The sequence below is a fragment of the Yersinia sp. 2545 StPb PI genome, assembly GCF_052217125.1.
GTDB classification, from domain to species: domain Bacteria; phylum Pseudomonadota; class Gammaproteobacteria; order Enterobacterales; family Enterobacteriaceae; genus Yersinia; species Yersinia enterocolitica_E.
In genome coordinates, this window is the sequence record NZ_JAZGPY010000001.1 from 4,530,429 (window position 1) to 4,542,516 (window position 12,088).

Sequence of the window (12,088 nt, forward strand, 5' to 3'; positions counted from 1 at the left end):
AATGATTACCCAACCGGCATCATCTGCCAGTTGGGGCATTAATTAGCGCGATAAGATCAAATGGATACCAAAACCGGCAAACAGTACCCCCGCCAGTCCATCAATCCATTTTGATAAACGCTGATAGCCACGGCGCATCACCGGCAAGGCAAATACGCAGGCGACAATAGTGAACCAAACGAAGGTTTCACCAACAATCAGCACAAACAAGCCCCAGCGCGCACCCGCACTGACGTCATCGCCAACAAATAGTGAGAACACACTGCCGAAATAGATAACGGCTTTCGGGTTCGATAGATTAGTCAGGAAGCCGCGCAGGAAGGTCCGACCACGGGCGGGTAATGCAACTTGAACCTCCCCCTCGCTACCATGACGTTTGGCTCGGGCAGATTTCAGCAGTTGCCACCCCATCCAGCACAGATATAGCCCACCACCGACCATAATAATCTGATGTAACCACGCCATTTTCTGCAAGATAAGGTTCAACCCCATCAGCGCCACACCAGCCCAGATAACAATTCCCAGCGAGATCCCGACCACCCCCATCATCGCCTCACGGCGCGAACGGCTGGCTGCAGTTTGCGAGACAAAAAAGAAATCCGGCCCTGGGCTCATTAATGCAACCAGATGGACCAGCGCAACGGTAAGGAATAGCATCAACATGATAGATTCTCATATACCCTGCGAACCGAAAATCGCAGGGGCGTTAGCGAAAGGCGACCGGTTAGTCGTCGTTGTTGTCTACATGGTCGCGGATCATCGCCATAAACGGCGCGCCAAAACGCTCCAGTTTGCGTTGCCCAACACCATTGACGCTCAACAGCTCGCTGGCAGTAATCGGCATCTGTTCCGCCATCTCCAGCAAGGTAGCATCGTTAAACACCACATAAGGCGGAATATTGCCTTCGTCAGCGATAGATTTACGCAACTTGCGCAATTTGGCGAACAACTTGCGATCATAATTGCCGCCATAAGATTTTTGATTAGCGCTACTGCGCACTTTCAGGCTCTGAATACGCGGCACTGCCAATTGTAACGGCAATTCAGCACGCAGAATCGGGCGAGCGGCCTCAGTCAGTTGTAACGCTGAAAACATTGCGATATTTTGGCTCAGCAACCCGAGATGGATAAGCTGGCGCAATATACTGACCCAGTGTTCGTGGCTTTGTTCGCGGCCAATCCCATACACTGATAACTTGTCATGACCCATTTCACGGATACGCTGGTTATTCGCCCCGCGCAGCACCTCGACAATATACCCCAGACCAAACCGCTGTCCGACACGATAAACACACGAGAGGGCTTTTTGTGCATCAGCCAGCCCATCGTAGCGCTTCGGCGGATCGAGGCAAATATCACAGTTACCACACGACTGCTGTTTACCCTCACCAAAATAGTTGAGCAGCACCAGACGACGACAAGTCTGCGCCTCCGCAAAAGCGCCCATAGCATTTAATTTATGCCGTTCAATATCTTGCTGTGCCCCTGCTGGTTTCTCTTCCAGACAGCGACGTAACCACGCCATATCCGCCGGATCGTACAGCAACATGGCTTCAGCAGGCAGGCCATCACGCCCGGCACGGCCGGTTTCCTGATAATAAGACTCGATAGTGCGCGGGATATCAAAATGCACCACAAAGCGGACGTTGGGTTTGTTAATCCCCATACCAAAGGCCACGGTCGCGACCACCACTTGCAGATCATCGCGCTGGAATGCTTCCTGCACCTGTCCCCGACGCTCGTTATCCAGCCCGGCATGGTAGGCCGCCACACTTAAGCCACGGCTCTGCAAACGGGCGGTGGTGTCTTCCACTTTTGCCCGGCTGTTACAATAGATAATGCCACTTTTGCCGCGTTGGTCTTGCACAAAACGCCATAATTGATCGAGCGGTTTGAACTTCTCTACCAAGGTGTAACGGATATTGGGGCGGTCAAAACTGCTGACTTGAATCAGTGGCTGATCCAGATTAAGCAGACGAACAATATCCCCCCGCGTCGCGTCATCCGCCGTGGCAGTGAGCGCAATAACCGGTAAATCAGGGAAACGTTGCTTTAACTGGCCTAGAGCACGATATTCCGGGCGGAAATCATGACCCCATTGAGAAATACAGTGCGCCTCATCCACCGCCAATAAAGCTGGCCGCCACTGATACAATTGATCGAGGAAACTCTCCATGACCAAGCGTTCTGGAGCAATATACAGCAGCTTAATCTGACCGCTACGGCAACCGTCCATCACGGCTAACTGTTGTTCACGCGTTTGCGACGAGTTTAAGCACCCCGCACCAACGCCGTAGGCCAGCAGTTGGTCGACCTGATCCTTCATGAGCGAGATCAACGGAGAGACTACCAGCGTCAACCCATCCGTCACCAGTGCCGGAATCTGATAACACAAGGACTTACCACCACCGGTAGGCATCACTACCAGACAGTCTTGCCCTGATAGGGTGGCGTTGATAATTTCCTGTTGTCCGGGCCGGAATTGCTGATAGCCGAAAGTATCTCGCAATACCTGCACTGCCAGTAATTCCCTATTTATCACTGCTGCGGTCGACACACTCTTCCCCAACTATAAGATCTGCACAGGCCGGTTAACCGGCCTGTGTCTGAAACTTTTCTAACGCCGGATGACGTTAAAGGACATCGTTTAACATGATACCCACACCCACCCGTGTTTGCCTAAAGTTATAGTCAATCATTGACTCACCATAGCCACTGAACACTTGGGTATAGAAACGAACATGCTTGGTGATAGGATAGCTCCAGCCCATTTCTGCGCCGCCGTAACCGGTATTCCAGTTATAATGGCCATCCACGCTGAATACACTGTCACCCAAGGCATAACCGACTTTCAGACGATAATAACCCATGTATTTATTGATATCCGGGTTGTCATCTTTCTCGTCGCTTTCTGGCAGACGATACCAAGGCTTCAAGTCAATTTCTAAATTGCCACGCTGTGCCATCACACGGGTGTATACACGATCCCAGCTACGTGAGGTTGGATCCGCTTTACCGTTAGACTGGTGGTTATAACCAAACTCTACTTCACGGAAAGTCCAGCCCGCCAACTCGTAATCAGTTGCCCATGCCAGGAACAGTTGCGGTTCATAGTTTGTTTCGCGGAATGGCGAGGACTCATCACTATTGGATGCCTGCCACCAAGAACGTTGCGTATAAGAAGCACCCAGTAATGAGTTATCACCGGCAATACCACGCCAAATAGGGAAACCTAAACTCAGTTGGAATTTAACTTCATCCCTCTTGGCATTTTCAGCCCAATCATAAGAGCTGATAGCATCTTTATTGATATTACTGGTATAGGTATATAACAGATAGTTTGTTTCATATGGATAAAGCAGAAACGGATTATCGTGATCCTGCAACATTGCCGCAATAATACTACCACGCACCTCAGGTGCATCATGAATCTTCTCAACCGTTGCAGCTTCTGCCTGTGCCAACGTTGGCACCAGTAACAGCGCTATCAGTATCCGCCAAAATCTTCCCATTATTCCCCCATCACCTTACGGATTATTTCTATTTGTAATGAAAACAGCTCATTCTACACACAAATGTTATCTGATATTAGTGTTGTTTATATTTATGGCTTAACGGCTGGAAAACAACAAAACAGAAGCATAAAATAAACAATTCGTTAACTTACACTATGATTGCTTATCGGCAACCAAGAAGAGAATAGGGAAAAATGCCAGTAACAACTTTAACGTTAGAGGATGCTCGCCGCATGATTGGCGAAGTATTTGTGTATCACATGCCATTTAACCGTGAGCTTGGTCTGCGATTAACCCGTTTCGAGCAAGATTACGCCGAGATTGCTTTCGATAATAATGACAAGTTAGTTGGCAATATTGCACAACGAATTTTGCATGGTGGCGTTATTGCCGCAGTGCTGGATGTTGCTGCCGGACTGGTGTGCGTTGGGAATAGCCTGGTACGCCATGAACCGCTCATTAAAGAACAATTGCAAATGAAGCTGGCTAAAATGGGCACTATCGATCTGCGTGTTGACTATCTACGCCCCGGCCGAGGCGAGCATTTTATTGCCAGCAGCAGTATTTTACGCAGTGGCAATAAAGTGTCGGTTGCCCGGGTTGAGCTGCATAATGAAAGCCAAATGCATATCGCTAGCGCAACGGCAACTTATCTGGTTGGCTGATTTGCCCGTCAGCGGTGATGATTCGTAACGCGAAGTTAAGTACACTCACCGCATCTCCTTTCTTGTCCCGAGCTACACCATGGATAAACAACGAACCCGTCAGGGCATTTTATTTGCTCTGGCAGCCTATTTTATTTGGGGTATTGCCCCAGCTTATTTCAAGCTCATCCAGCAGGTGCCGGCTGATGAAATTTTGACTCATCGGATTATCTGGTCATTTTTCTTTATGTTGATTCTGCTAACTGTTAGCCGCAATTGGCCACAGGTACGCAGTGCCTGTAGAAACGGCAAACGCCTGTTATTGCTAGCAGTTACTGCTGTGTTGATTGCCAGTAACTGGCTGTTGTTTATCTGGGCGGTAAACCATAATCATATGCTGGAAGCCAGTTTGGGTTATTTCATTAACCCGCTAGTAAATGTGTTATTCGGCATGTTGTTTCTGGGTGAGCGCTTTCGTCGCATGCAGTGGGTTGCGGTGGCATTAGCGTTCGGCGGGGTATTGATTCAATTATGGCAGTTTGGCTCGCTACCGATAATCGCCCTGGGACTCGCGATAAGCTTTGCTTTATACGGTCTGATTCGTAAAAAACTCGGGATAGATGCCCAAACCGGCATGCTGGTGGAAACTATGTGGCTATTGCCGATAGCAGCGGTGTATCTGTTCTTTATTGCCGATAGCCCAACCAGCCACATGAGCACCAATGCGTGGTCGCTTAACCTGTTATTGGCAGCAGCCGGGGTGATTACCACTATCCCGCTACTGTTCTTCACCGCCGCCGCCACTCGCTTAAAACTATCGACATTGGGCTTTTTCCAATACCTCGGGCCAACGTTGATGTTTATTCTGGCGGTAACCTTCTACGGCGAAACCATTGGCAACGATAAAATGGTGACTTTCGCCTTTATCTGGGCGGCACTGTTGCTGTTCACATTGGATGCGCTCTACACCCAACGTAAGCGCCGCGCCTAGATAGCAAGCCGACAAAAATGCCCGGTTACTCATCGAGTTATGATATTGGTAACCAAAGAACTTGAAGTTGCAGGTAGGCTGCCAGTGAACTCATCCCGATGAGCTTACACAGTCCAAGTGATTCGGGTGCGTGAACGCAGCTAACATCCCTGCAGCTTCAAGGGCGAAGGTTAGGTTAGAGCCAGTTCTTGCGTTTGAAATACAAGTACGGTGCTAAACCCGCGATAATCATCAAACTGATCGCGCCCGGATAGCCAAATGACCAGCGCAATTCCGGCATAAACTCAAAGTTCATCCCGTAGCTGGATGCCACCAGTGTTGGCGGCAGGAACACCACCGATACCACCGAGAAGATCTTGATAATCCGGTTCTGCTCGATATTGATAAAGCCCATTGCTGCCTGCATCAGGAAGTTAACCTTCTGGAACAGGGATTCATTGTGTGGCAATAGGGATTCAATATCGCGCAATACCTCACGGGCTTGCTCCAGTTGACCACTCGGCAAGCGGGCTTTACGTACCAAGAAATTCAGTGCTCGCTGGGTATCCATCAGACACAAGCGCACTTTCCAGCCGATATCTTCCTGTTCCGCTAAGGTAGACAACGCGGCGTCATATTCATCACCTTGCTGCCCTTCCATAATGACGCGACTTAAGGCTTCCAAATCGCTATAAATGTTTTCGATTTCATCGGCTAGCTGCTCAATTTTGGTTTCGAACAGATCCAGCAACAGCTCATAGGCATTGCCATCAACCAGTGTTTGGTTACGCGCCCGCATCCGATATAAACGAAAAGCCGGTAACTCGCGCTCACGCAGGGTATACAGGCGACCATCACGGATGGTAAATGCCACGGTTGAGTTACCCGCATGGTCTTCAGCATCTTCATAATAGAAGAAGGAGTGGATATGTAGGCCATCCTCATCTTCAAAGAAGCGGGCGGAAGCCTCGATGTCGTCCAACTCTGGCCGGGTCGCCAGGCTTTGCCCTAACTCAGACTGGACGCGTTCGCGCTCCCCTTCTTCCGGTTCAACTAAGTCGACCCAAATTGATGAGGTCAGATCATCTGACTCATCCAGCTCCAAACGGGATAAGCGATTGTTACTTAATTTAAATGCGCTCAGCATGTGCCAAAACTCCCTTGCGGTGATGGATAGGGATAACGCATTGAAGCACAGAAACAGCGAGGTATTGATAAATACTCTATGTTTCAGACCATAAGGAGATCTGACTCACAGCGACGGCTTAGCGGGGCCGCTGACAACCACGAAGGCTATCAGCAAATATGAGGATAGCCTTAGAAGTTGCACCATATGAACAGGTTATTGAGCCAGTATCTACTGGGTGTGTCCAAGGCGAATGTCCTCATCAAGAATAGTGCGCGCATGTTACGCCGAGAAGAAAAAGACTGTCAACCGGTTAAAAGTAGTTAATAGGTGAGCTTTATTTTTAGTTGTTACAGACACAACAGGCGATAACACATCTTGGCGGCAGCTATCTGGCATGAACTGGCTAAAAAGCAAAAAAAAACCGAAGCCAACATCGACTTCGGTTTTGTGTATCCTGCATCTTCATTTAGCCAAAAACCGGCAAAATTCACAAAACAGGCTTTCCCTTTGGTATTGGCAAAATATCAACGCTTTATATTTTTAAACTGTTTGGTGGTGTCCGTTAGTGCAATTTCAGTCGGCAGACGTTCCATCGAACTGGCACCATAAAAACCGTCACATTGCGGGCAGTTATCCATAATGTATTGGGCATCTTCTGGTGAGGAAATTGGCCCACCGTGACACAGCACAATGATACCTTCACGTACCGCTTTTGCCGCCGCAGCCCAGTCATTAATCAGAGGCACACAGTCCGCCAGTTTCAGTGCCGTGTCCGCACCGATGTTACCGCCAGTCGTCAGCCCCATATGTGGCACAATAATGTCAGCACCCGCTTGTGTCATGGCAACCGCATCGGCGGCACTGAAAACATATGGGGTGGTCAGTAAATCTTTTTCGTGAGCCAGGCGGATCATATCCACTTCCAAGCCATACCCCATGCCAGTCTCTTCCAGATTGGCACGGAAGTTACCGTCAATTAACCCAACGGTTGGGAAGTTCTGCACGCCAGAAAAACCCAATGCTTTCAATTGGTCCAAAAAGTGATCGAACTGACAGAATGGGTCAGTACCATTCACTCCCGCCAGCACTGGCGTATTTTTGACTACCGGCAACACTTCTTTGGCCATATCGACCACGATTTCATTGGCATTCCCGTAGGCCAGCAAACCTGCCAGCGACCCACGCCCCGCCATACGATAGCGGCCTGAGTTATAGATAACGATAAGATCAATTCCACCAGCCTCTTCACATTTAGCTGACAGCCCTGTGCCCGCACCGCCACCGATAATCGGCTCACGGCGGGCAATCATTTCCCGAAATTTGGCTAAAATGGCCTGGCGTTGAAATTTTGGCATATATCTCTCCACGAATAAAATGGCCCTAATGGGATGGGCTCTTTGTTATTTCTTTAAAGTTTTCTACTGCGGCCTGGGCAAATTCTGGGTCATTGATGTTGAACGGATAGTGCACTAAGCGGCGTTTATCAGTTTGAATGACGGTCTCTTCCAGCGTATCAATAAAGGCTTTCAACGCTTTTTCATCCCAGAATGGCTGGCCCGGCGCATCCAATGCTGAGAATCCGCCGGCTGGAATTAAGAAGCGCACTTCACCCTGACAACGATTGAGCTTTTCACCAATCCAGCGTGCCATTTGAATATTCTCTTGCTCGGTGGTGCGCATCAGTGTCACTTGGGCGTTATGTTTATAGAACAAGCGATCGGCATATTTAGCCGGAATAGTTGCCGGGCTGCCGAAGTTGACCATATCCAATGCACCGCAAGAGCCGACATACGGGATGTTGCTGTGAGCAATAGCATCGAAGCGTTCCGGCCCACAGGCCAATACCCCGTCAAATAACAGGTCGCAGACCTCGGTGGTGGTCAGATCAAGTGCCCCCGCCAGCAAGCCACTTTCGGCCAGTTTTTCCATAGCTTTGCCGCCGCTACCTGTGGCGTGGAACACCAAACAGTCATATTCGTCTGATAATGCGGCACTGACGGCCTGAATACAGGGAGTTGTCACACCAAACATGGTCAAGCCCAGCGCCGGTTTATCATCAACCAGTAACTCTTCTTTGGCGAAATAGACTGCTCCGGCAATCTGGTGAGCGGCATTACTCAGTACACGACGAGAAATGCGGTTAAGCCCGGCAATATCGGTGACGGAATACATCATGGCGATATCACTGGCACCGATGTAACCTGAAACATCACCAGAAGCCATGGTAGATACCATCAGTTTAGGAATACCAATCGGTAAGCTTTGCATCGCCGGTGTAATCAGCGCGGTGCCGCCGGAACCTCCCAGACCTAATAACGCGGCCACATCATCACGGCTGGCAATAAAACGCTCAAAAGCGACGGCCATTGCACTTATCGCCCGCCCCCTATCACCACAGAACACCGCCTGACGCCCATCGGGGTGATGGCCCGCTACTGTCTCGGCAGAGATATCTGCGCCACTGGCTCGTTGTCCTTCTTTAGTCGATAAATCCACCGTGACCGTTGTTAGCCCGGTTGCTTTAATCAATTCACTGACATATGTCAGCTCTTCGCCTTTGGTATCTGTGGTAGTCGCGATAAAAATATGACGAGGCATCTGAACATCCTTCTATGAATGCGCGTGTAGCTCACTTCTTTTTATTGGAAGTTTATTTTCTACTTACAGCCTAACAACGAAGCGAGTTGGTTAAGATAGAATCATATTGAGACTAGAGTATCATTTTCGCAAAGGATACTACTGATTTTTGAGACTAGAGTCTCAAAATTAGTTTGCAGGTGAAATGCATTCATGGCGATTTGTGCGGTCGGTTTGTTATAGTGAGCGCAGATACTCGTTATTGACCATGGAGTGACCGTGCATAATCAGGATAAACAGGAGCGCGCCTCTCCATCACTGACCACCATCAAAGCCAGAACTCGGCGGTTACTGATCGATACGGCGATGTCGATGTATGAACAAGGGACATTTCCGTCGATAACAGACGTAGCAAATGCGGCGCAACTCTCGCGCGCTACGGCTTATCGTTATTTCCCGACGCAAAGTGCGTTGGTTTCTGCCATGGTCGATGAAAGCCTTGGGCCGATATTGGCATGGCAGCCTACCCAACCAGATGCTCGGCAACGCATTGCAGAACTACTCTCTTTTGCTTATCCACGCATGTTGCAACACGAAGGTGTACTTCGTGCCGCGCTGCATCTGTCATTGCAACAATGGGCGGCTGACCGCAGCAATCCTAACAGTGAAGAAAAGTTGGTGCGTGGTAACCGTAAGCGGTTATTGAAGCTGGCTGTCGAGCCGCTGGAAGGGAAGTTGTCACCGGAGGCCTTGCAACGGGTGATCTATGCTTTCTCGTTAATCTATGGCTCAGAAGTGTTTATGGTGCTGAAAGATATTTGGCATTTGGATGATGCGGGTATTCAGGATGTGACGCAGTGGATGGGGAAAGCGATTTTGTTGCAGGCTGAAACCGATGCCAAGCAAGCGCCTCAGGATGAGAGCCGCTAATGCCGCGGCTACATTAATTACCCAAAGTTATTGGCGTTGCAGCAAGACAGCAAATGAACGCATCCCGATGAGCTTACACAGTCAAGTGAGAGCCGCTAACACCCCTGCGGCGTCAAGACCGCAGGGTAAATTTATACGGCTTCTAATCGGGCGTAAGCCGCGACCAACCACTTAATCCCCTCTCCGGGGAAAGCAATTTGCAACCGGCTGTGTTCGCCGCTACCTTCCAGATTAACCACGGTACCTTCACCAAATTTAGGATGACGCACCCGCTGACCCAGTGAGAAACCACTGTCATTTTCATTCATCGGCGTCCCCATATTGCGGTGGTTAACCGGGCGAGAAACCGTTGCACGTAGCCGTACTTCTTCGACGCATTCCTGCGGCAGTTCGCCGATAAAGCGGGATGGCCGATGATTCACTTCTTTGCCGTACAGACGGCGGCTCTCAGCATAGCAAAGTGTCAGTTTCTGCATCGCGCGGGTGACCCCGACATAGGCCAGTCGGCGCTCTTCTTCCAAGCGGCCACCTTCATCCAGTGACATCTGGCTCGGGAACATCCCCTCTTCCATACCCACAATGAACACCTGTGGGAACTCTAAGCCTTTCGCGGAATGGAGAGTCATTAATTGCACTGCATCCTGATAAGCATCGGCCTGCCCCTCTCCCGCTTCCAGCGCTGCATGAGACAAAAATGCCTGTAGTGGCATCAGGTCCTGATCTTCATCCTGATAACTGTATTGGCGGGTCGCATTGACCAGCTCTTCAAGGTTCTCAACGCGCGCCTGACCTTTTTCACCTTTTTCCTGTTCGTACATCGACCACAAACCGGAATCACGAATTACTCGGTCACTTTGGACATGCAACGGCATATCCGCCGTTTCATGAGCCAGGGAGTCGACCAGTTCAACAAACCGTTGCAGCGCAGAGGCTGCACGGCCTGCCAGCACTTTTTCCTGCAACATGGCACGGGTTGATTGCCACAGCGTTAGCTGACGGTCACGGGCGGTTTGGCGCACCACATCTAAGGTACGATCGCCAATACCGCGAGTAGGTGTATTGACCACTCGCTCAAAAGCCGCATCATCATTGCGGTTGGAAATTAGCCGCAGATAAGCCAGTGCATCTTTAATCTCTTGACGTTCGAAGAAGCGCTGACCGCCATAAATACGGTACGGCATCGCGGTCTGCAATAGTGCTTCTTCCAAAACACGCGATTGGGCGTTGCTACGATACAAGATGGCACAATCATTCAGAGCACCACCGTTGTCCTGCCAGGCTTTGATGCGGTTAACCACAAAGCGCGCTTCATCCAGCTCGTTAAAGGCGCAATAGAGTGAGATCGGTTCGCCTTCGGCACCGTCCGTCCACAGGTTTTTCCCCATGCGGCCATCATTATTGGCAATCAGAGTATTTGCTGCCGTCAAAATATTGCTGGTAGAACGGTAATTCTGCTCCAACCGGATGGTTTCAGCGCCGGGGAAATCTTTCAAGAAGCGCTGGATATTTTCCACCTGCGCCCCACGCCAGCCATAGATTGATTGGTCATCGTCACCGACAATCATCACATTAGAACGGTCACCTGCCAGCAGACGGATCCAGGCGTATTGGATATTGTTGGTATCCTGAAACTCATCCACCAAAATGTTGGTGAAGCGTTCACGATAATGATTAAGAATATGGGGTTTGTTTAGCCACAATTCGTGTGCTCGCAGCAACAGCTCGGCAAAATCTACCAGACCGGCGCGGTCACAAGCTTCCTGATACGCCTGATAGATACGCAGCCAGGTGGCTTCAACCGGATTGCCATAGCTCTCAATATGCTGTGGCCGTAATCCTTCGTCTTTTTTGCCGTTGATGTACCACATCGCCTGACGCGGTGGCCATTGTTTATCATCTAAATTCAGTGCTTTAACCAAACGTTTTAATAACCGTAGCTGGTCGTCGCTGTCGAGAATCTGAAAATCCTGCGGCAAGTTAGCATCCATATGGTGAGCGCGCAGCAAGCGGTGCGCCAACCCATGGAAAGTCCCAATCCACATTCCGCCCTGACTGGTGCCAATCAAGTGTTCAATACGGTGGCGCATTTCGGCCGCCGCTTTATTGGTGAACGTCACTGCGATAATTGAGTACGGAGACGCATTTTCTACTGATAACAACCAGGCAATGCGATGAACCAGCACCCGGGTTTTGCCACTGCCTGCACCGGCCAGGACCAACAGGTTGCAGCGTGGCGCAGCCACGGCTTCGCGTTGTTTTTCATTCAGGCTGTCGAGCAGATCAGAAACGTCCATAGGCACCGTTTATCGGGTAAGGGAAAATA

10 protein-coding genes are annotated in these 12,088 nt (G+C 50.0%); 3 read left to right on the top strand and 7 right to left on the bottom strand.

What is annotated here, in order from left to right:
* Positions 1–42: 42 nt before the first annotated feature.
* The 3 genes from rhtC to pldA form a co-directional block, all read right to left on the bottom strand.
* On the bottom strand, positions 43–663 hold the full coding sequence (gene rhtC / locus V1955_RS21030; protein WP_372560063.1) for a threonine export protein RhtC: 621 nt from the start codon (positions 661–663) through the stop codon (positions 43–45).
* A 61-nt stretch (positions 664–724) separates the two neighbouring features.
* Positions 725–2,557 carry an ATP-dependent DNA helicase RecQ gene (gene recQ, locus V1955_RS21035; protein WP_083161926.1) on the bottom strand — a complete coding sequence of 611 codons (1,833 nt, stop codon included), beginning with the start codon at positions 2,555–2,557 and terminating at the stop codon, positions 725–727.
* A gap of 76 nt (positions 2,558–2,633) precedes the next feature.
* Positions 2,634–3,512 (bottom strand): phospholipase A, encoded by an 879-nt coding sequence (gene pldA / locus V1955_RS21040; protein WP_083161924.1) that lies wholly within the window; start codon positions 3,510–3,512, stop codon positions 2,634–2,636.
* Between the two features lie 197 nt (positions 3,513–3,709).
* Between pldA and V1955_RS21045 the strand changes: the two genes are divergently transcribed.
* On the top strand, positions 3,710–4,180 hold the full coding sequence (locus tag V1955_RS21045) for a thioesterase family protein (protein WP_083161922.1): 471 nt from the start codon (positions 3,710–3,712) through the stop codon (positions 4,178–4,180).
* Between the two features lie 79 nt (positions 4,181–4,259).
* On the top strand, positions 4,260–5,150 hold the full coding sequence (gene rarD, locus V1955_RS21050; protein WP_083161919.1) for an EamA family transporter RarD: 891 nt from the start codon (positions 4,260–4,262) through the stop codon (positions 5,148–5,150).
* Between the two features lie 175 nt (positions 5,151–5,325).
* Here rarD and corA read toward each other — a convergent pair whose 3' ends face one another.
* From corA to V1955_RS21065, 3 genes are all read right to left on the bottom strand, one after another.
* Positions 5,326–6,276 carry a magnesium/cobalt transporter CorA gene (corA, locus tag V1955_RS21055; RefSeq protein ID WP_442821366.1) on the bottom strand — a complete coding sequence of 317 codons (951 nt, stop codon included), beginning with the start codon at positions 6,274–6,276 and terminating at the stop codon, positions 5,326–5,328.
* Positions 6,277–6,782: 506 nt separating this feature from the next.
* On the bottom strand, positions 6,783–7,613 hold the full coding sequence (locus tag V1955_RS21060; protein WP_442821367.1) for a phosphoenolpyruvate hydrolase family protein: 831 nt from the start codon (positions 7,611–7,613) through the stop codon (positions 6,783–6,785).
* Positions 7,614–7,638: 25 nt separating this feature from the next.
* Entirely contained in the window at positions 7,639–8,856 is a 1,218-nt protein-coding gene (locus V1955_RS21065) for a Tm-1-like ATP-binding domain-containing protein (protein ID WP_083161915.1), read from the bottom strand.
* A gap of 258 nt (positions 8,857–9,114) precedes the next feature.
* On the opposite strand from V1955_RS21065, the gene V1955_RS21070 reads away from it, so the two are divergent.
* A complete protein-coding gene (locus tag V1955_RS21070) occupies positions 9,115–9,765 on the top strand; it encodes a TetR/AcrR family transcriptional regulator (RefSeq protein ID WP_420072787.1) in 651 nt (216 codons plus the stop codon).
* 131 nt (positions 9,766–9,896) lie between these two features.
* Here V1955_RS21070 and uvrD read toward each other — a convergent pair whose 3' ends face one another.
* The gene (gene uvrD, locus V1955_RS21075; protein ID WP_050073972.1) at positions 9,897–12,059 is read right to left on the bottom strand and encodes a DNA helicase II; all 2,163 of its coding nucleotides are present in this window, start codon (positions 12,057–12,059) and stop codon (positions 9,897–9,899) included.
* Positions 12,060–12,088: the final 29 nt, after the last annotated feature.

Excerpts from the sequence above, each read along its gene's own strand:
- rhtC (WP_372560063.1), bottom strand. The coding sequence starts at position 663 with ATGTTGATGCTATTCCTTACCGTTGCGCTGGTCCATCTGGTTGCATTA.
- pldA (WP_083161924.1), bottom strand. The coding sequence starts at position 3,512 with ATGGGAAGATTTTGGCGGATACTGATAGCGCTGTTACTGGTGCCAACG.
- V1955_RS21045 (WP_083161922.1), top strand. The coding sequence starts at position 3,710 with ATGCCAGTAACAACTTTAACGTTAGAGGATGCTCGCCGCATGATTGGC.
- rarD (WP_083161919.1), top strand. The coding sequence starts at position 4,260 with ATGGATAAACAACGAACCCGTCAGGGCATTTTATTTGCTCTGGCAGCC.
- corA (WP_442821366.1), bottom strand. The coding sequence starts at position 6,276 with ATGCTGAGCGCATTTAAATTAAGTAACAATCGCTTATCCCGTTTGGAG.
- V1955_RS21060 (WP_442821367.1), bottom strand. The coding sequence starts at position 7,613 with ATGCCAAAATTTCAACGCCAGGCCATTTTAGCCAAATTTCGGGAAATG.
- V1955_RS21065 (WP_083161915.1), bottom strand. The coding sequence starts at position 8,856 with ATGCCTCGTCATATTTTTATCGCGACTACCACAGATACCAAAGGCGAA.
- uvrD (WP_050073972.1), bottom strand. The coding sequence starts at position 12,059 with ATGGACGTTTCTGATCTGCTCGACAGCCTGAATGAAAAACAACGCGAA.